We start from the raw sequence: 19,203 nt of genomic DNA, 5'->3' as shown, positions 1-19,203 counted from the left end.
GAACGGCCCCTTGCGGCAGCGCCGTTCGGCTCCCTCCCGGCAGGGGGCACTGGGGTGCGTGTCACGTGTGCGTGCGGTGTGGGGCGGGGTCTCAGAAGGTCGGGTCCAGGCCGTAGAGGCTGCGGCCGCCGACGAGCGCGCGGCCGGTGACCAGTTCGGGCTCGATGCGGACGAAGACCTCCTGGGGCGAGGGCACCCAGGAGCGCGGGCCGCTGCGGGCGAGCCGCTCGTGCTCGGCCGCGTCCCTGATCACGGAGGCGGAGCCGGTGACGACGACGCTCCACCCCGCGTGGGTGGCGGCGTCCACCTCGTCGGCCTCGAAGGCGACGATCGCACCGTCGATCGCGCGTACCAGCTCGGAGGCCGCCGACGTGCGCAGCAGGACCGCACCGTCGCTGTCGAGGCAGAAGTTGACCGGAAGCACCGCGGGCAGGGCGTGACGCGTGTGGACGATGCGCCCCACCGGCACCGTCCCCAGCAGCTGCAGGCACTCCTGACGCTGCAGTTCGCGGAATCCGTCGTTGAAGTACATCAGCGGGATCGTCTTTCGCCTGGTCATGCGGTACTGAATGACTCCATGCTCGGTCGCGGCGGGGGCCGGGGACGAGGGCCGTCGGTCCCGGCCCGGCCGGAGAAGGACCCGGTTTCGGCCGGTCCGGCCGGAGAAAGACCCCCTCCGGCCGGGCCGGGGCCGGAAGCCGGCCCGTGGGATGCACGACGAAACCGGCGCGGCCCGGAAGCGGAGGCCGCGGCCCGATCCGGACGGAGACCGGTCCGACTCAGACGGTGATGCGGCGGCCTGTGACGACGAGCGGGTCGATGCGCACCCACACGTCGCGCCGCCCGCCCGCCCAGGGCTCGCTGTGCGCGCTCCCCGTGAGCCGGCGGATGTCCTCGGGATCGTCCACGACGCGGGCGTGCCCGCGCACCAGGACGCTCCAGCCCTGGCTGAAGATGTCGTCGATGCGGTCCACCTCGAAGGCCACCTGGCAGCCCGCGGCCTCGAACAGGGTCGTGCCGGGGGCGGTGCGGAACACGACGGCGCCCCCGACGACGCTGTAGTTGACGGGCACGATGACCGGCCCCGACAGGGTCGGCACGGCCACCCGGCCCACCCCGTGACTAGCGAGCAGGTCCCGGCACTCCCGCGCGCTCAGCCTGCTGAACACGGGAGCCCGGCCGGCCCGGCCCGGACCCGGCGGCAGATCCGCGCTGCCCCCGGACAGGTCGGCCACGGTGGTCTCCAGGGCCGCCGCCAGTCTGCTGAGGACGCCGGGGCCCGGGGCGGCGCCCGGGTTCTCCTCCAGGTACTGGAAGTAGCTGGGCGCCATGCCCGCCCGGACGGCCGCCTCCTTGCGGGTCAGGCCGACCTCGGTGCGCCGCCGCGCGAGACGGCGCCCGAGGTCGCCCAGGGGCGGGCCCTCGACCGGGTGGGACTTCGGCACTGCCTGTTCGGCCATGGCCCGTCACTTCCTCCGTCAGGCCGCGTGCACGGCGACGACCTCGCGCTGCGGGCCGCCCAGGACGACCTTGAGGGCGCCGGTGTCGGAGGCGCTGCCGAAGACCTCGTACGCCTCCTCCATGCGGTCGAGCGGGAAGGTGTGGGTGACCAGCTGGGAGGTGGGCAAGCGCCCGGCGGCCGCCATCCTGAGCAGGGTGGGCGTGGAGCGGGTGTCGACCAGTCCCGTGGTGATGGTCACGTTCTTGATCCACAGCTCTTCCAGGTGCAGCGTGGCGGGCGCGCCGTGCACCCCGACGTTGGCCACGTGCCCTCCGGGCCGCACCATGCGGGTGCACAGCTCGAAGGTCTCCGGCACGCCCACCGCCTCGATCACCACGTCCGCGCCGAGTCCCGCGGTGAGGTCGGCGATCAGCTGCTCGGGGGCCTCGCGGGCGTCCGCCACGGCCTCGGCGCCGAGCTTGCGGGCGGCCTCCAGGCGGGTGGCGGCCACGTCCACGGCGACCACCCGCTCGGGCGCGAACAGCCGGGCGGTGGCGATCGCCGCGAGTCCGATGGGCCCGGCCCCGACCACGGCGACGGTGTCCCCGGGCCGCACCCTCCCGTTCAGCACGCCCACCTCGTAGGCGGTCGGGAAGATGTCGGCCAGCAGGACGCCGTCCTCGTTGGTGACGGTCGCGGGCAGCGGATGGACCGAGAGGTCGGCGTAGGGCACCCGCACGTACTCGGCCTGGGTGCCGTCGATCCGGTGGCCGAGGATCCAGCCCCCGCCGCCGAGGCACTGCCCGTACATGGCCTCCCGGCAGTACCGGCAGCGCCCGCACGCGCTGATGCAGGAGACCAGGACCCGGTCCCCCGGCCGCACGCTGCGCACGTCGCCGCCGATCTCGACGATCTCGCCGACGGCCTCGTGCCCCAGCACCGTACCGGGACGCACCTCGGGCACGTCGCCCTTGAGGATGTGCAGGTCCGTACCGCAGATGGTGACGGCTTCGACGCGCACGATCGCGTCGGTGGGCTCCTTGAGGTCCGGGTCGGGGACCTCTTCCCAGGCGGACTGTCCGGGGCCGTGGAAGACGTAGCCTTTCATGCCGCTCCTCACCCTCTTGCTCTCCGGCCATCGCGCACCGGCTGTTGCTCTCCGGCTCTCGCACACCGGCCGTTGCTCTACGGCTTGCTCTGCGCTGTCGCTCTCCGGCGGGCCCCGGTCCCGCGGGCCGCCGTCGGCGGACACGCGGCCGGGCACCGGCTCGATGCCGGGATTGCCCCGCAGGTCCAGCTTGTCCGGCGGTCCGGGGATCCGCATGGGCCGGTCGGCCCCATGGCCCGGCCGACCGGGGCGGCTCCCCCGTGCACGGCGCGTGCGCCCCCTCGGGGCGCCGGGCAGCGGGCCGGATGGGGCCGACCGGCCCTTCCGCCCGTCCGGCCGCCGCCGCTTGGCTCGTGACCATGCCCGACAGTTCCCTCCACTCCCCCACGCCGCACACGCGACGCACGGCCGGCGGTACGACCGTCGTGACCCTGAGCGGGGAGATGGACCTCGCCACGACGGTGTTCCTGCGCACGCACCTCGACGCGCTCACCGCCGCGCCCCGGCCGGACCTCGTCCTGGACCTGCGTTCCGTGCCCTTCATCGACTGCGCCGGGCTGGGCCTGCTGTGCCGGGTGCGGAACCGGGTCGCGGCCCGCGGCGGGCGGCTGCGGCTGATCACCGGCAGCGCCGCGTTCCGGCGGCTGCTGCGGCACGCCGGACTGTCGGGCGTCTTCGAGGTGCTCCCGGACCGGGCGGCGGAACGGATCATCGTACCGGCGTCCCCGCAGCGTCCCATGGTCCCCACCGGGCAGGGCTGACCGGCCCGTTCGCGCGGACCAGGTGGGTCCGGTCGGACACCGGACGTCACCTGGTCGGCCCATGTCGCCGCCCGCGCCCCGCTGCCACCTTCGAAGCATGAGGACGAGGAGGTGGCGACCGATGAGCGGCACGAGGGGCACACGGCGAACCGGCAGGCGGCTGTGGCGGTGGCGGCGCAATCCGCTGCGACGCCACGACGACGTGGTGGAGGCCTGGGTCCTGCTGGTGATGTGGGTCGTCATCGTGGTGGGCGGCGCGATCGCCGGCGCGGTGACGGCGCTCGCCGCCGACCAGGAGTTCGCCCGGCAGCGCGCCGACCGGCAGGCCGTCCGGGCGGTCCTGCTCACCGACGTCCCGCTGGGCACGTCCTCGGCGGGGAGCGAGAGCTACCGCGCTCCGGGGCAGGTCCGCTGGACCGCCCCCGACGGCACCACCCGCACGGGTCGGACCCTGGTGAGCACCGGGCTGCGGTCCGGGTCCACGGTCACGGTCTGGCAGGACCGGCACGGCGTCCTCACCACCGAGCCGCCCGGTGCGACCGAGGCGGCTGTCGAGGCCGGTCTCTTCGGCACGGCGGCCGCGCTGGGCTTCGCCGGCCTGGCGTTCGGCACCGGCGCGCTCGCGCGGTGGCGCCTGGACCGGCACCGCTACGCGCAGTGGGACGCCGAGTGGGACCTCGTGGGTCCGCGGTGGGACCAGAAGACCGGGTGAGGCGCCACACCTCCCGGTGACCTCGCCGCCCTCCGCGCACAGGCCGAACGGCCCCTTTCCAGGGTCGGTCGCCCCTGCCCCCGCCGCTGCCGGAGCGCTGCAATGGCATGAGGTGGCCTGCCACCCCGCGCCGCCGGAGCACCACGAGGAGGTGGCGCATGCGTTTCGAGAACCGTGCGGACGCCGGACGTCGCCTGGCCCGGCGCCTTGACTACCTGCGCGGCACCGGGGCGGTGGTGCTCGGAGTGCCCCGGGGCGGGGTCCCGGTGGCGTTCGAGGTCGCCCGGTGTCTCGGCGCGCCGCTGGACGTGGTCGTGGTGCGCAAGCTGCGGGTGCCGTGGCAGCCGGAGCTGGGGTTCGGGGCGATCGGAGAGCACGGGGTGCGCGCCCTCGACGCGGACGTGCTCCGCGAGAGCGGACTGAGCCGGGCCGAGCGGGAGACCGTGGAGCAGGCCGAACGGGCCGAGCTGGAGCGCCGTACCGTCCGCTGCCGCGCCGGTCTCGCCCCCGCCTCCCTGGAGGCCGGCACCGCGGTGGTCGTGGACGACGGGCTGGCGACGGGCGCCGCCGTCGAGGCCGCCTGCCGGGTGGCCCGGACCCGCGGCGCCGTCCGGGTCGTGCTGGCCGTCCCGGTCGCCCCCGAGCGGGCGCTGCCGCATCTGCGCACGGTGGCGGACCAGATCGTCTGCCTGCAGGCGCTGCGCCACGTCGGTTCGCTCGGCGCCTGGTACCGGGACTTCCCCCGGGTCACGGACGAGGACGTGGCCGCGCTGCTGAGCGAGGCCGACCGGTCCGTTCCGGCCACCCGGGTGCCGGCCGCCCCGGCGCGGCCCTCGCCCGACCGGGAGGTGGCGGTGCCGGCCGGCCGGGCGCGGCTCGCGGCACGGCTCACGCTGCCCACCTCGGCCCGCGCGGTGGTGACCTTCGCGCAGGGCAGCGGCAGCAGCCGGCACAGCCCGGCGAACCGGTACATCGCCGACGCCCTCCAGCGGGCGGGCCTGGGCACGCTGCTGCTCGACCTGCTCACCGAGGACGAGGAACGCAACCGGCACAACGTCTTCGACATCCTTCTGCTGGCCCGCCGCCTGGACGCCGCGGCCCGCTGGCTCCGGCGCGAGACCGCCCTGCCGGTGAGCTACCTCGGCGTGAGCACGGGCGCCGGCGCGGCCCTGGAGGCCGCCGCCTCGGACGACGACATCCGCGCCGTGGTCTCCCGCGGCGGCAGGCCCGACCTGGCCAGTCCGGCGGCCCTGGCCCGGGTGCGCGCGCCGACCCTGTTCGTCGTCGGCGGCCTCGACACCCGGGTGCTCAGCCTGAACCGGCTCGCGGCGGACTGGATGCACTGCGACCACCGCGTCGCCGTCGTCCCGGACGCCACGCACCACTTCACCGAGCCCGGGGCCCTGGAGGCGGTGGCGGAGCTGGCCCGGGACTGGTTCACCGCCCATCCCGTACGGCCGTACGCGCAGGCCCCGCCGCTGAAGCCCGCGTGACGGGGGCGCGGCGGGAGAGCACAGGACACAGTCCGGGAGTGAGGGGTGCGGTGAACGAGACACTGTCCTTGGGGCGGATCGCCGGTGTCCGCGTGGGACTGCACTGGAGCGTGCTGGTCATCGTCGTCCTGGTGGCCCTGATGCTGGCGCGCGGCCGCTTCCCCTACGCCCATCCCGGTCACTCCGCGCTGGCGTACTGGGCGCTCGCCCTGCTGACCTCCGTTGTGTTCATGGCGTCGCTGCTGGCGCACGAGCTCGCGCACGCGGTCGTCGCCCGCCACAACGGGGTCCAGGTCGACGGCATCACGCTGTGGATGCTCGGCGGTGCCGCCCGGCTTCGCACCGAGGCCCCGAGCCCCGGAGCCGAGCTGCGCATCGCCGGCGTCGGCCCGCTGACCAGCGTGGTGGCCGGCGGGGTCTTCGCCGGCCTGGCCGCATGGCTTGAAGCGCTGCACGTGTCGGGCCTGGTGGTGGAGGCGGTCGCCTGGCTCGCCGCGATCAACATCCTGCTGGCCGTCTTCAACGCGCTGCCGGCCGCCCCGCTGGACGGCGGCCGGCTGCTGCGGGCGTTCCTGTGGCACCGTACGGGAGACCGCCTGCGCGCGACCCGCGGGGCCACGGCGGCGGGGCGCGCGCTGGGCTGGTTCATGGTGGTCAGCGGTTTCGCCGCGGTGCTGTTCGCGAGCAGTCTGTCCGGGCTGTGGGCCGCGCTGATCGGCTGGTTCCTGATCGCCACCGCGACCGCGGAGGCCCGCCAGGCCGAGCTGCACACGATGCTGGACGACGTCCCGGTCCGCCGGGTCATGACGCGCGATCCGGTGACCGTGCCCGCGGCGGCGACCGTGGAGCAGTTCCTCTCGGCGGGCCCCTTCGGCGCCTACCGTCACTCCACCTTCCCGGTGCTGGCCGAGGACGGCACGGTGGTGGGGCTGATCACCGTGCACCTGGTCAACCGGGCGCCGGCGCAGGACCGTGCCACGACGACGGTCGCGCAGCTGATGCGCCCGCTGCCGGAGGTCCCGACGGCGGGCCCGGACGAGCCGGTCCTCGACCTGTTGCAGCGCCTGGAGTCGAGCCGGGACCGCCGGGCGCTCGTGCTGGAGGAGGACCGTCTCGTCGGGATCGTCTCGCTCGCCGACATCAGCCGGGCCCTGACCTGGCTGACCACGGCCAGCGGGAGCCGTTCCTGACGGTCCCGTCGCACACGTACGCCAAGTCGAAGACGTATGGAAAACGCCCTGGTGGGTGGACGGACCGTCCACCCACCAGGGGCCCGCCCGCGGTCCGCTACCGCCGCCCGGCCGCCGCCAGCTCCTGGCCCACCCGGTCCGCCCAGGCCTCGATGGCGGTGAAGTCGCGGAAGTCGCCACCCTTGCCGGAGCGGACGATCATCCGTGCCATGCGGCCCTTCGCCCCCTCCTCCAGCCGGCCCCCGAAGGTCGCGTGCCCGATGACGTCCAGCTCCGTCATCGCGCGGCGCACGCCCGGCACGGGCGGGATGTCCCGCTCCGACGCCGAGGCGTCGAGCGGCCCGCTGCTGAAGAACCACAGCGGCCGGCCGGCCAGGGACCGCCGGTGGCGCCGCACGAAGCGGCGGGCGTCCTTCTGCCAGCGTCCGGCGTAGAGTCCGCCGCCGACCAGCACGGCGTCGTACGGCTCCACCGCGGTCACCGACCGGGCGGGCAGCGCCTCCGCGTCGAGCCCGTCCCTGCGCAGGACCTCGGCGACCGCTTCGGCGATCTGCGCCGTCGACCCGTTCTTCGTCCCGTAGGCGACCAGCACCCTGTTCGGCATCACGCTCGCCCTCCTTCCACCGTCCGTGCCGTGCCCGCCCCGCGTCCGCCGGCTCTCACCGGCCGCGCAGCCAGTCGTCCGCCACGCCGTGCAGGGCCTGGTCCTCCGGCTGGATCCGCGAGTCGTCGAATCGGTAGGTCAGCTTGTCGATGACGTCGACCACTCCGTCGATCTGCCGGGTCATCGACACGGCGATCTCGGCCTCGCTGCGGCGCTCCAGGTGGCCCATCAGCGTGACGACGCCGTCCGCCACCGAGACCGCGACGCTGCGCGGCGCCAGCCACAGGGCCCGCACCAGCACCTCGTCCACGACCTCCGCGCGGATCTCCGCGTCGGGACGCAGGAAAACCTGCAGCAGGTCGCGACGGGTGACGATGCCGACCAGCCGGTCCTCCTCGTCGAGCACCGGCAGCCGCTCGACATGCCGCTGGGCCATGGTCCGGGCGGCCTCCGCGATGCTGTCGTCGGCGTGCACGGTGACCGGCGGCTCGGTCATCAGCCGGCCGGCCGTGCGGGCCCCGGACTTCGCCGCCCGCCGCCGGCCCGCGGCCGTCAGCGCGCCGATCCGCAGGCGCCGGCGGGGCCCGTGCGGTCCGGGGGCCCCGGTCTGCCGCATCATCAGGTCCGTCTCGGAGATGACGCCGAGGACCCGGTCGTCCTCGTCCACCACCGGCAGTCCGCTGATCCGGTGATCGGCGAGCAGCCGCGTGACCTCCTTGAACGGAGTGGCGTACTCGGCCCGCACGACCTCGTCGGTCATCACGGACCCGACCTTGTTCTGCTTCATGTCCGTTCCCTCCTCGGCGGAGCCGGCGGGGCCGGAAGCCCTCCGTCCCGCGGGCCCGCCGCCGGACGGACACCTCCGTCGATACGAGCATCCAGCGGCCGGGGCCCGTAACCCATGGGCTGACCGGGGGCGATCCGGGGGCCGGTCGGCCCCGGGCCCGGGCCGGTCGCCGCGACGCGGGTGCGCGGCACGCCGCCGGAAAGTACGGTGGCGTCCTGGTGTGCGACCTTGGGCACGGGTGGCTCCGTCCGCGGCGGCGGGGCGCCGGGTGGAGGCGGCATGGCCGAGAGGAACGCGGCGGCGCTGCCGCGCAAGAAGTACGAGAAGGAACTGCTGCGCCTGCAGATCGAGTTGGCGAAGCTGCAGGAGTGGGTGCGGGCGGCCGGCGTCCGGCTGGTCGTCGTCTTCGAGGGGCGGGACGCGGCCGGGAAGGGCGGCACCATCAAGCGGGTGACCGAGAACCTCAATCCGCGCATCGCGCGGATCGTGGCGCTGCCCAAGCCGACGGAGCGCGAACGCACCCAGTGGTACTTCCAGCGGTACGTCGAGCAGTTGCCGGCCGCCGGGGAGATCGTGCTGTTCGACCGGTCCTGGTACAACCGCGCCGGCGTGGAGCACGTGATGGGCTTCTGCACCAAGGAGGAGCACCGGCGCTTCCTGCACCAGTGCCCGATCTTCGAGCGGATGCTGGTGGAGGACGGCATCCTGCTGCGCAAGTACTGGTTCTCGGTGAGCGACGCCGTGCAGCAGGAGCGCTTCCGGCGCCGTCTGGAGGACCCGCTGCGGCGCTGGAAGCTGTCCCCGATGGACCTGGAGTCCATCACCCGCTGGGAGGCGTACTCACGGGCGAAGGACGAGATGCTGGTGCACACCGACATCCCCGAGGCGCCGTGGTACGTCGTCGAGAGCGACGACAAGCGCCGCGCCCGGCTGAACATGATCGCCCATCTGCTGGACTCCGTCCCCTACCAGGAGGTGACGCCGCCGGTCCTGGAGCTGCCGCGGCGCCCGCGGCGGACCGGGTACGAGCGCCCGCCGCGCGATCTGCAGACCTACGTCCCCGATCACGCGGCGCGCCTGTGACCCGGGGCGCCGCTCAGGCCCGTTCGGGCACCACGGCGACCGGGCAGGCCGAGTGGTGCAGCACGGTGTGGGCGACCCGCCCGAGCTGGAACCCGAGGTGGCCGGGACGGCGCCGGACGCCGACGACCAGCAGGTCGGCCTCGTGCGAGGCGGCCAGCAGCACCTTGCGGGCCGGCCCCTCCACGGTGCGGCGCTGGACCTTCGCCTCCGGCGGCACCTCCCGCAGCGCCTCCTCCAGCGCCTCGGCGGCCCGCTCCTCGTAGACCCGCTCCGGTTCCCCGGCGATCAGCGGGTGGTCGACGGTCTCGTGCGCGGGGCAGCGCCAGGCCCGTACGGCCTCCAGCGGGACTCCGCGCCGCTCGGCCTCCTGCAGGGCGAAGCGCACCGCCGCCGAGGGCGTGTCGCCGACACCGACGACGATCCGGCCGTGCATCCCCGCCCCGGCCTGGTTGTCGTTGTTGCCGCGCAGCACGATCACCGGGCAGTCCGCGTGGGCGGCCACGAACAGGCTGACCGAGCCGAGCAGCAGGTCGGCGATGCCGCTGCGGCCCCGGGTGCCGAGGACGAGGGCGGAGGCGTTGTGGCCCTCCTTCACCAGCGCGTACTCCGGTTCCTCGGGCAGCGCCGCGGTGGTGACCGGCAGCTCGGGGTGGCGGCCGCGGGCGCGCCGGGCCGCGGCCTCGACGATGTCCTGGGCGCGCACCTCCTCGGACGGCTTGCCGAGGTCCCGGGCCAGCGCGGCGCCCTCGTACCGCTCCCAGAGGGAGGCGTAGACCAGGCGCAGCGCGACACCGCGCAGGGCGGCCTCGTCGGCCGCCCAGTCGACGGCCCGCAGGCTCGGCTCGGAGCCGTCGACACCGACGACCAGCGGAAGTTCCATCGTGCTCAGCCTCCCAAGCCGAGGTCGAAGACGATCCGGGCCTTGACCTCGCCGCGCAGCACCTCGTCCATGGCCTCGTTGACGGCGGTGAGCGGACGGGTCTCGTGGATGACCCTGGTGCGGCCCGAGGCGTGCAGCTGGAGGACCTCGGCGAGGTCCTGCCGGGTGCCGACGATGGACCCGATCACCGAGGTGCCGTTGAGGACGGTGTCGAAGATCGGGACCCGGATCGTGCCGTGGGCCGGCAGAGCCACCATGACCAGCTTCCCGCCGCGCCGCAACCCGGAGTTGACCGCCGCGAAGGCCGTCTCGTCCACCGCGAGCGCGATCGCGGCGTGGGCGCCCCCGTGCCGCTTCAGCTCCTGGGCGACGTCCTGGGTGCGGGCGTCGATCACGAGGTCGGCGCCGAGTTCCGCCGCGACTTGCAGCTTGTCGTCGGTGACGTCGATCGCGGCGACCCGGGCTCCGGCGATCTTCGCGTACTGGACCGCCAGGTGGCCGAGCCCGCCCACGCCCGAGACCGCCACCAGCTGGGCCGGCGCGATGCCCGCGACCTTCAGGGCCTTGTACGTGGTGACGCCGGCGCAGGTCAGCGGGGCGGCGTCGAGGGCCGGGACGCCCTTGGGTACGGGCTGGGCGAAGTCGGCCCAGGCCAGCATCTTCTCCGCGTACCCCCCGTCGCAGCCGTAGCCGGTGTTGACCTGTTCCTCGCACAGCGTCTCCCAGCCGGCCAGGCAGTGCTCGCAGCGTCCGCAGGCCCGGCCGAGCCAGGGCACGGCCACGCGCTGCCCGACCGACAGACGGGTGACGCCCTGGCCGAGCTTCTCGACGAGGCCGACGCCCTCATGGCCGGGCACGAAGGGCGGGTTCGGCTTCACCGGCCAGTCGCCGCGGGCGGCGTGGATGTCGGTGTGGCACAGCCCGGAGGCCTCCACGCGGATGCGGACCTGGCCGGGACCGGGCTCGGGGTCCGGCCGTTCCTCGATGACCAGGGGGGCACCGAAGGTCCGTACGACCGCTGCCTTCATGGTTGCTGCTCCTCGGGAGGTCAGTGGTGTGCGACGACCGCGACGGGCGCGACGGCGTGGTGCAGGACGGCGTGGGTGATGTGGCCGATGTGGGTGCCGACCGGGCTGCGGCGTACGCGCCGGCCCACGACGACCAGCGAGGCGTCCCGGGAGGCGCCGATCAGCTGCTCCACGGCGCTGCCGAGGTGGGACTCCTCGGTGACCTCGACGTCCGGGAACTTCGTGCGCCAGGGAGCGACCAGGTCGGTCACGGCGGCGGCCTCGGTCCGCTCCAGGGTCCGCACGTCGGGCTCGGGGGCCAGACTGACGCCGTAGTACGGGGGCAGGCTCCAGCCGTGCACGATCCGCAGGGACGTGCCGCGGCGCGCGGCCGCGTCGAAGGCGAAGGCGAGCAGGGCCTCGCTGGTGTTCGCGGGGTCCAGGCCGAGCACGACGGGCCGGAAGGGGGCCGCCGCGGACGGTATCCCGGCGGGGTCCGGCCGGTGCTCGTCGGCCGCCTGCTCCCCGGCGCGGACCAGGACCACGGGACGCTCGACGTGCGCCACGACGGCCAGGCCGACGGAGCCGACCATGAAGCCGCCGAAGCCGCTCAGGCCGCGCGAGCCGAGGACGAGCAGTTCGGCGTCGCCGGCCGCGGCGCACAGCGCCTCGGCGGGACGGCCGGACATCTGCTCGGTGAGCACCTCGACTCCGGGGTGCCGCAGCCGCAGCCCTTCGGCGGCCTCGCGGGGCACCCGCTCGGTCCAGTGCTGGAGCGTCTCCGCGCCGAGCAGCGGCGCCTGCGCCATGGGGTCGGGGACCGGTTCCCAGACGTGGACGAGCTTCACGGGCAGTCCCCGCAGCTTCGCCTCGCGGGCCGCCCATTCGGCGGCGGCCCGGCTCTCGGCGGAGCCGTCGAGACCTACGGTGACGGTGGACGGCATGGTCTGCACCTCCTGGCAGCGAGTGATCCACCAAGAGCATCGTGGGCGGCGGTCGCGGTGGGGAGGGGCCGCTGGTCCCGCCTCCGGGCCGACCGACCCCATCGCCGGGCCGCGCGGCGGGGCCGGGGGACCCTCGGGCGGACGGCCGCTCCCCGCCGGGCCGCGGGGCGGTCGGCCGCAGGGGCCGAACGGCCCCTGCGGCAGGGCCCGTTCGGGGGGTGCGCGGACCGCGGCGGACGGGTCAAGGTGCGGCTCTCGCGGTCCGTCGGACCGGGAGGATGCCGAGACCGGAGGGTGGGGGCGGCGCGGTCGACGCGCTGCGCCGCGAACTCGCCGAGCGCGGCATCGTCTTCGCCCTGGCCCGGGTCGAGCAGCACCTGCTCGACGACCTGGCGGCCTACGGGCTGACCGACTCGGTCGGTACGGACCTGATCTTCCCGACCCTGCCCACCGCCGTCGCCGCCTACCACCGCTGGGCCGCCGGCCGGACGGACGGGCCGGCGTGAGCCGGGTCCGCCGGCACGGCGCCGGCAGGGCCGGGCGGGACCGATGGGGACCGGTGGGGACCACCGGTTGGGACCGGTTGGGGCCGCACGGCCCCTCGTGGGGCGGTTCCGGTCGCTGCCAGGCTGACACGGTCACCGACCGGCCGCGCGGACGGCAGGTCCGAGGCGGGAGGAGTTCCCGATGAGCACCGCCATTCTCGACGTGCCCACCCTGGAGCGGCTGATCGCCGCCGCCGTGGCCGCGCCCTCCGTCCACAACACCCAGCCCTGGCGCTTCCGGCTCGATCCGGACACCGGCACGCTGGAGATCCGCGCCGCAGCCGAGCGGGGTCTGCGCCACACCGACCCGACCGGGCGGGCGCTGCACCTGTCCGTGGGCTGCGCCGTCCTCAACCTGCGGGTCGCGGTCGCCCACTTCGGCCGGGAGCCGGTCACCCGGCTGCTGCCGCGCCCCGACCGGCCCGACCTCCTCGCCACCGTACGACTGGCCGGCCCCGCCCGGACAGCTGCCGTGCCGGGCCTGTACGAGGCTCTGTGGCGCCGGCACAGCAGCCGCTTCCCCTTCTCCGGCCGGCCGCTGCCGCCGGCCCTGCGCGCCGAGCTGGCGGAGGCCGCCCTGGCGGAGGGGGCGGTCCTGGACCTGCTCGAGCCGGACGACACCGAGCGGGTGCTGCGGGTCACCCGGGAGGCGGAGCACCGCAACACCGCCGACGCGGACCGGGCGGCCGAGAGCCGCCACTGGGTGCGCGAGCCGCGGCCCGCGGCCCTCGGTGTGCCGCCGGCGGCCCTGGGCCCGCAGGACTTCCGCGACCGGGTCCCGATGCGGGACTTCGGCGTCCACCGGCATCCGGCCGTGCTCGCGGCCCGCCCGTACGAGACCCGGCCGCTGATCGCCCTGCTGTCCACCGCGCACGACCGTCGCACCGACTGGCTGCGGGCCGGCCAGGCGCTGGAGCGCGTCCTGCTGGTGGCCACCGCCCACGGCGTACGGACCTCGCTGCTGCACCAGGCGCTGGAATGGCCCGACCTGCGCGAGCGGCTGGAGTGGTCCCGCACGGGCGGCGGGCGCGGCCACGCGCAGATGGTGCTCCGGCTGGGCTACGGCCCCGACGGCCCCCCGTCGCCGCGCCGCACGGCCCGGGAGGTGCTCGCGCAGGAGGAGTGAGCCGCCCCCGCCGCCGCCCTCTCGCTCCCCCTCCTCCTCCCGCCGGCGTCCTCCCGCCCACGTGCCGTGCCGCCCCCCGCGGCCGCCGAGTGATCGCAGCGGTCCGCGGCCGGTCGCGCCCGGTCCCGGTTGCATAAGGCAACTGCCACCGCGCGGACAGTAGGAGACATGTCGGTGCGGGCCTCACAGGGGTGCGTTGAGATGGCCGGAATTCACCTCAAGAGGCAGGCGGGACGGACTTGAGCGCATTTGTTGACGGGACGACACGGCCGACGCACTCCGCGGCCGTCGACGGATGCCCCTGCGGCACGCAACTCCCGGACGTCGGACCGTCGGCCGCCGAGAAAAGGTTCCGCGGGCTGCTGGAGGCGGCGCCGGACGCGATGGTCATCGTCGACGACACCGGCACCATCCGGCTCGTCAACGCCCAGACCGAGGCCCTGTTCGGCTACCGCCGCGAGGAACTGCTCGGCCGTCCCGTCGAGTTGCTCGTACCCCACCGCTTCCGCGGCCAGCACACCCGCCACCGCGACGGGTACGCCGCCAACCGGCAGGTGCGCCCCATGGGAGCCGGCCTGGAACTGCACGGACTGCGCAAGAACGGCACGGAGTTCCCCGTCGAGATCAGTCTCAGCCCCATGGAGACCACCGACGGACTGCTGGTGTCCGCAGCGGTCCGGGACGTCAGCGACCGCAAGGCGGCCGAGGCCCGCATCAACGAACTCGCCGCGCTGGTCGAGTCGTCGCAGGACGCCATCCTCGCCAAGACGCTCGACGGGTTCATCACGTACTGGAACGCCGCCGCCGCGCGGCTGTACGGATACACCGCCGAGGAGGCGATCGGCCGGCACGTGTCGCTGCTCGCACCGACCGACCTGGAGGACGAGGTCAACGCGTTGTTGCAACGGCTGCGGCACGGCGAGAAGGTGGAGCACTTCGAGACCCTGCGGGTGCGCAAGAACGGCGTCCTCCTGGACGTCGACGTCACCCTGTGGCCGACCCGGGACACCCGCGGCCGGGTCGTCGGCGCGTGCGCCATCGTCCGGGACATCAGCGACCGCAAGCGCGCGGAGGCCGAGCTCACGGCCCTGCTGGAGCAGCAGCGCCACATCGCGCTCACCCTGCAGCGCAGCCTGATGGGGACACCGCCCGCGCTGCCCGGCCTGGCCACCGCCAGCCGCTACCGGCCCGCCACCCAGGGCGCGGGCGTCGGCGGCGACTGGTTCGACCTGATCCCGCTGGGCGCCGGACGGGTCGGCGTCCTCATAGGAGACGTGATGGGCCGCGGCCTGGAAGCGGCCGCCGTCATGGGCCAGTTGCGCTCGGCCGCGCACGCGCTCGCCAAGACCGGGATGCAGCCCCGTCAGCTGATGCAGGCGCTGGACACGGTGGTCGCGGACCTGGACGTGCCGGACCAGCTCGTCACGTGCTGCTACCTGGTCATCGCCCCGGACGCCGGGAACGTGACCGTCTGTTCGGCCGGCCACCTGCCGACCCTGGTCGTCGGTCCGCACCAGGGCGTCCGCACGCTGCCCGCGCCGGTCAACGCCCCACTCGGGGTGGGCAACGTCCTCTACGAGCAGTCCTGCACGGACATCGTGCCCGGTGCCACGCTCGTGCTGTACACCGACGGCCTGATCGAGACCCCGGGCAGCGACATCGAGGGTCGGCTCGACGAACTCACCGCCGTCCTGGAGAAGTTCTTCACCGGGTCCACCGAGCTGGAGGCCGCGGCCGACCACGTCCTCGGCACCCTGCTGCCGGACAGCGAGAGCCACAACGACGACGTGACCCTCCTGCTGGCCCAGCTCCCGGCCGCTCCGCTGGCCGCCCTCACCACGGACCTGACCGCCACCCCGGCTTCCGTGCGACAAGGGCGGGCCTTCCTCGACCGGGCGCTCACCTCCTGGGACTGCACCGCTACCGCCGACGACGCCCGGCTGCTGCTCTCGGAGACGCTCACCAACGCCGTCCAGCACGCCGAGGGGCCCATCGGCCTGCGCCTGTGCCGGACCGCGACGGACCTGACGGTCGAGGTCAGCGACCACAGCCCGCACCTGCCCCAGCCCCGCCTCGCAGCCGAGGACGAGGAGTCCGGCCGCGGGCTGCTCCTGGTGCGCACCCTGGCCGAGAGCTGGGGCGTGCGGCCGACCGACGAGGGCAAGACCACGTGGTTCACGCTGAAGCTGTGAGCAGGGCCCGGGAGCGCCTGCGGCACCCGTGAACGGCTCCGTACTGTCGCCGTGTTGACGAATCGTCACGCCACAGGGACTCCCGCACGCGGCGGCGGGACGCCGCCGGCGCCCGTCCACGCGCCGGGCCCGCGGGGCCGGACACCCCCTGCGACGCCCGCCGCGTCGCCACCGGCCGTGCGCGGGCCCGGCACCGGGGGCGGGTGTGACCGCACCTCCGCCCCTTCCCGAGGAGCCGCCGTGGCGGCGGGTGCCGGCCCCCACACCGGCACCCGCCCGTGGGACGCCCCCTGCCGCCGCCGGGCCCCGCCGCCTCCTCCGGGTCCGGGCGGCAGCGGGCCCGGGCGGCAGCGGCGACGGCGGCACGGCGCGACCGCCCGCAGGCGGACCGCGTCGCCCGGCGCCTCTCACGAGCTCGGCTCCCATGCTCGTGCCGCACACCGGCGAGAAGCAGGGGCCGAACGGCTCCCCCCGGACCGACCGTCCCGCACCCCGACCACCTCCCCCGCGGGCCCGCGCACACCACGCCTGACTACGCCCCCCACTCACCGCCGTGGACCGATCGGCCCTTCCCCCGCGGGAGCGGGGCCGTGAGGCTGGGAGGGATCCGGGAGCACGGTGCGCCCCTCCGGACGGGCACGGGCAGGTGAGCGGCATGTCGGACGTGACGACCACGGACCTGTACGAGGTGACGATGGCCCTGTCCTACCTGCGCGAGGGCATGGACCGGCCCGCCACCTTCAGCCTCTTCGCCCGTGCCCTCCCGCCCGAGCGCGGCTTCCTGGTCAGCGCGGGCCTGGAACCGGCCCTGGACTACCTGTCGGCCTTCCGCGTCACCGACGACGACGTCCGCGACTTCGCGACCGCCCTGCACCGCCCGCAGAGCGACCTGGCCGCCCTGCGCGACCTGCGCTTCTCCGGGCAGGTACGTGCCGTGCCCGAGGGCCGGGCGGTGTTCGCGGGCGAGCCGCTGCTGGAGGTCACGGCCCCGATCGCCGAAGCGCAACTGGTGGAGACGTTCCTGCTCAACCAGGTCAGCCACCAGACGAGCATCGCCTCCAAGGCCGTGCGCTGCGTCCGGGCCGCCGCCGGACACCCTGTCATCGACTTCTCCCTGCGCCGCACGCACGGCACCTCCGCCGGAATGCAGGCCGCCCGGGTCGGCGCCCTCACCGGGTTCGCGGGCACCAGCAACGTCGCCGCCGCGGTCCGCTGGGGCCTGCGCGCCTCCGGCACGATGGCCCACTCCTACATAGAGGCCTTCCCGGACGAGGAGAGCGCCTTCCGCGCCTTCGCCCGCGCCCACCCGGGCCCCGTCACCTTCCTGGTCGACACCTACGACACGGTGCACGGCGTCCGGACGGCGGCGCGGGTGCTGCGGGACCTCGCCCGGGGGCCCGGCTGCGCCATCCGCCTGGACAGCGGCGACCTCGGGGACCTCGCCCGGCGCTCCCGCCGGGTGCTGGACGACGCGGGACTGCCGGATGTGCGCGTCATCGCCAGCGGCGGCCTGGACGAGTACGCCGTGGACGACCTGGTGCGCTCCAGGGCACCCATCGACGTGTACGCGGTCGGCACCCGCGTCGGCACCTCGGCGGACGCGCCCTACCTGGACTCCGCGTACAAGCTCGTGGAGTACGACGGGCACCCGGTGATGAAGCTGTCCTCGGCCAAGGTCACCGCGCCCGGCCGCAAGCAGATCCACCGCCGCCCCGGGCGGCCCGATGTGATCGCCCTGCTGGACGAGCCGGCTCCCGAGGGTGCGGAGGCCCTGCTGCGCACGGTGATGCGGGACGGACGCCGCACCGGCCCGCCCGACACCCTCGACGCGGCGCACGGGCGGCTGGTGGCCGACCTGGCCGCGCTGCCCGGGGACGCGCTGAGGATCCGCGCCCCCCGCGCGCCCCGGCCGGAGGTCTCCGCCCGGCTGGCCCGCACCACCGCGGAACTCCGCGCGCGCCTGGCGGCCGGGCACGGCGTCTCCCCTCCGCTGGCCGGATCCGCCCGCTGACCGGGCGGCGGCGGGACGTCCCGGCTGGCACAGTCCGGCGCGGCCGGGCAGCGTGGACGTAGCGACGCGGACGTGGAGACGTGGACGTGAAGACGTGGACGTAGCGACAGGGACCTGCTGAGTGAGGTGGCCATGGAACCCTCTGAACCGCGACCGCGGGTGATCGTGGGTGTGGACGGCTCGCCGTCGTCGTACGCGGCACTGCGCTGGGCGGCCCGGTACGCGGGCATGGTCGGCGGTCTCGTCGAGGCGATCCATGTCTGGGACACGCCGTCGTCGGTCGGCTGGAGCGGACCGGCGATCGACCCCGACTTCGACCTGGAGCAGGCACGGGAGCGCTTCACGGAGGAGATCCGCAGCGTCTTCCCCGACGAGCACCCGGCCGGGTTGAAGGAGCACCTCGTCGAGGGCGACCCGTCGGAGGTGCTGGTCCGGGCCTCGGAGGGGGCGGAGCTCCTGGTGGTGGGCAACCGCGGGCACGGGCGGTTCCACCGCGCGATGCTGGGCTCGGTCAGCCAGCGCTGCGCGCAGCACGCGGCCTGCCCGGTCGTCGTGGTCCACCGGGAGCACGAGAAGAAGCGCTGACCCGGCGGCCACCCGGACGGCGGATCACTGGAAGGCCGCGTGGATCTCGTGCTCGTCGGCGCTGTGCGAGACGAGCAGGAGCTCGTCGCCCGGCTCCAGCCGCATCGACGGGCTGGGCGCGGTCGGGTTGCCGCCGCGCACGACGGTCGCCACCAGCGTGCCCTCCGGCAGGGCGATGTCGCCCAGGGTGCGGCCTGCCGCCTTCGACCGGGTGGTGATCGCGGTCTCGATGATGCCGACGCCCGCGGTGCTCAGCCGCAGCAGGGCGACGGTGTCCGCGGTACCCGTCGCCTCCTCGATCAGGGAGACGAGCGGCGTGGCCGCCGGGACGGCGATGTCCACGCCCCAGCGGTGGTCGAACAGCCAGGCGTTCTCGTCGTCGTTGACCCGCGCGACCACCCGCGGCGCGGCGAACCGCCGCTTGGCGAGCAGGCTGATGACGAGGTTGTCCTCGTCGCGTCCGGTGGCGACGACCACCAGGTCGGCGCGCGCCACGCCGGCCCGCTCCTGGACGGCCGCCTCCCCGGCGTCGCCCACGAGGAGGTGGGCGTCGCACTGCCCGCGCAGCGCCTCGACGCGGTCCTCGTCGGCGTCGACGATGGTCACGTGGTTGCCCGCGGCCGAGAGAACCTGGGCGACCCGGGTGCCCAGCCGGCCTGCGCCGGCGATGAGTACGTTCATCGAGATTCCTCCGTGGATGTCCCGGCGTTCAGGCCGGGCAGGAGATGGACTCC

At 75.0% G+C, this 19,203-nt stretch carries 18 protein-coding genes and 1 pseudogene; 10 read left to right on the top strand and 9 right to left on the bottom strand.

Annotation, left to right across the window (positions count from 1 at the left end):
* Positions 1-91: 91 nt before the first annotated feature.
* The 3 genes from ACF1A5_RS04490 to ACF1A5_RS04480 form a co-directional block, all read right to left on the bottom strand.
* Positions 92-532, bottom strand: a complete 441-nt coding sequence (locus ACF1A5_RS04490) for a pyridoxamine 5'-phosphate oxidase family protein (protein WP_392191676.1) — start codon at positions 530-532, stop codon at positions 92-94.
* A gap of 247 nt (positions 533-779) precedes the next feature.
* Positions 780-1,460: a helix-turn-helix domain-containing protein gene (locus ACF1A5_RS04485; protein WP_392191326.1), complete on the bottom strand. Its 681-nt coding sequence runs from the start codon at positions 1,458-1,460 to the stop codon at positions 780-782.
* An 18-nt stretch (positions 1,461-1,478) separates the two neighbouring features.
* A complete protein-coding gene (locus ACF1A5_RS04480) occupies positions 1,479-2,549 on the bottom strand; it encodes a zinc-dependent alcohol dehydrogenase family protein (RefSeq protein WP_392191325.1) in 1,071 nt (356 codons plus the stop codon).
* A 359-nt stretch (positions 2,550-2,908) separates the two neighbouring features.
* On the opposite strand from ACF1A5_RS04480, the gene ACF1A5_RS04475 reads away from it, so the two are divergent.
* The 4 genes from ACF1A5_RS04475 to ACF1A5_RS04460 all read left to right on the top strand — a co-directional run bounded on the left by ACF1A5_RS04475 (position 2,909) and on the right by ACF1A5_RS04460 (position 6,705).
* Positions 2,909-3,310 carry an STAS domain-containing protein gene (locus ACF1A5_RS04475; RefSeq protein ID WP_392191324.1) on the top strand — a complete coding sequence of 134 codons (402 nt, stop codon included), beginning with the start codon at positions 2,909-2,911 and terminating at the stop codon, positions 3,308-3,310.
* A 121-nt stretch (positions 3,311-3,431) separates the two neighbouring features.
* Entirely contained in the window at positions 3,432-4,022 is a 591-nt protein-coding gene (locus ACF1A5_RS04470) for a hypothetical protein (protein WP_392191323.1), read from the top strand.
* Between the two features lie 158 nt (positions 4,023-4,180).
* Positions 4,181-5,515, top strand: coding sequence for a phosphoribosyltransferase family protein (locus tag ACF1A5_RS04465; protein ID WP_392191322.1), 1,335 nt, complete (start codon positions 4,181-4,183; stop codon positions 5,513-5,515).
* Between the two features lie 50 nt (positions 5,516-5,565).
* Positions 5,566-6,705 carry a site-2 protease family protein gene (locus ACF1A5_RS04460; RefSeq protein ID WP_392191321.1) on the top strand — a complete coding sequence of 380 codons (1,140 nt, stop codon included), beginning with the start codon at positions 5,566-5,568 and terminating at the stop codon, positions 6,703-6,705.
* Between the two features lie 97 nt (positions 6,706-6,802).
* On the opposite strand, the gene ACF1A5_RS04455 is transcribed toward ACF1A5_RS04460, so the two are convergent.
* Positions 6,803-7,309 carry a flavodoxin domain-containing protein gene (locus tag ACF1A5_RS04455; RefSeq protein WP_392191675.1) on the bottom strand — a complete coding sequence of 169 codons (507 nt, stop codon included), beginning with the start codon at positions 7,307-7,309 and terminating at the stop codon, positions 6,803-6,805.
* A gap of 55 nt (positions 7,310-7,364) precedes the next feature.
* Positions 7,365-8,096, bottom strand: a complete 732-nt coding sequence (locus tag ACF1A5_RS04450; RefSeq protein ID WP_392191320.1) for a CBS domain-containing protein — start codon at positions 8,094-8,096, stop codon at positions 7,365-7,367.
* A 279-nt stretch (positions 8,097-8,375) separates the two neighbouring features.
* Here ACF1A5_RS04450 and ppk2 point away from each other — a divergent pair, with 279 nt between their 5' ends.
* Positions 8,376-9,179: a polyphosphate kinase 2 gene (gene ppk2, locus ACF1A5_RS04445; RefSeq protein WP_392191319.1), complete on the top strand. Its 804-nt coding sequence runs from the start codon at positions 8,376-8,378 to the stop codon at positions 9,177-9,179.
* A gap of 13 nt (positions 9,180-9,192) precedes the next feature.
* Here the strand turns inward: ppk2 and ACF1A5_RS04440 are convergent, their stop codons facing one another.
* The 3 genes from ACF1A5_RS04440 to ACF1A5_RS04430 are packed head-to-tail and all read right to left on the bottom strand — an operon-like array spanning position 9,193 to position 12,010.
* Complete coding sequence (locus ACF1A5_RS04440) at positions 9,193-10,059, bottom strand: universal stress protein (protein WP_392191318.1); 867 nt, start codon at positions 10,057-10,059, stop codon at positions 9,193-9,195.
* Positions 10,060-10,064: 5 nt separating this feature from the next.
* Positions 10,065-11,087 (bottom strand): zinc-dependent alcohol dehydrogenase, encoded by a 1,023-nt coding sequence (locus tag ACF1A5_RS04435; RefSeq protein ID WP_392191317.1) that lies wholly within the window; start codon positions 11,085-11,087, stop codon positions 10,065-10,067.
* A 20-nt stretch (positions 11,088-11,107) separates the two neighbouring features.
* Positions 11,108-12,010, bottom strand: coding sequence for a universal stress protein (locus ACF1A5_RS04430; protein WP_392191316.1), 903 nt, complete (start codon positions 12,008-12,010; stop codon positions 11,108-11,110).
* Between the two features lie 305 nt (positions 12,011-12,315).
* On the opposite strand from ACF1A5_RS04430, the pseudogene ACF1A5_RS04425 reads away from it, so the two are divergent.
* From ACF1A5_RS04425 to ACF1A5_RS04405, 5 genes and pseudogenes are all read left to right on the top strand, one after another.
* Positions 12,316-12,516, top strand: a pseudogene (locus ACF1A5_RS04425) (sodium-independent anion transporter); the annotation flags it as partial.
* Between the two features lie 181 nt (positions 12,517-12,697).
* Positions 12,698-13,681, top strand: coding sequence for an Acg family FMN-binding oxidoreductase (locus tag ACF1A5_RS04420; protein WP_392191315.1), 984 nt, complete (start codon positions 12,698-12,700; stop codon positions 13,679-13,681).
* A 239-nt stretch (positions 13,682-13,920) separates the two neighbouring features.
* Positions 13,921-15,873, top strand: a complete 1,953-nt coding sequence (locus tag ACF1A5_RS04415) for a PAS domain S-box protein (RefSeq protein WP_392191314.1) — start codon at positions 13,921-13,923, stop codon at positions 15,871-15,873.
* Positions 15,874-16,528: 655 nt separating this feature from the next.
* Positions 16,529-17,884: a nicotinate phosphoribosyltransferase gene (locus ACF1A5_RS04410; RefSeq protein ID WP_392191313.1), complete on the top strand. Its 1,356-nt coding sequence runs from the start codon at positions 16,529-16,531 to the stop codon at positions 17,882-17,884.
* Positions 17,885-18,016: 132 nt separating this feature from the next.
* Entirely contained in the window at positions 18,017-18,469 is a 453-nt protein-coding gene (locus ACF1A5_RS04405) for a universal stress protein (RefSeq protein WP_392191312.1), read from the top strand.
* 24 nt (positions 18,470-18,493) lie between these two features.
* Here the strand turns inward: ACF1A5_RS04405 and ACF1A5_RS04400 are convergent, their stop codons facing one another.
* Positions 18,494-19,150 carry a potassium channel family protein gene (locus tag ACF1A5_RS04400; RefSeq protein WP_392191311.1) on the bottom strand — a complete coding sequence of 219 codons (657 nt, stop codon included), beginning with the start codon at positions 19,148-19,150 and terminating at the stop codon, positions 18,494-18,496.
* Between the last annotated feature and the right edge of the window lie 53 nt (positions 19,151-19,203).

The organism is Streptomyces sp. NPDC014864, from assembly GCF_043081525.1.
Taxonomy (GTDB): Bacteria; Actinomycetota; Actinomycetes; order Streptomycetales; family Streptomycetaceae; genus Streptomyces.
The sequence above is the reverse complement of the archived record's forward strand: the minus strand, read 5'-3'. Positions and strand labels throughout refer to the sequence as shown.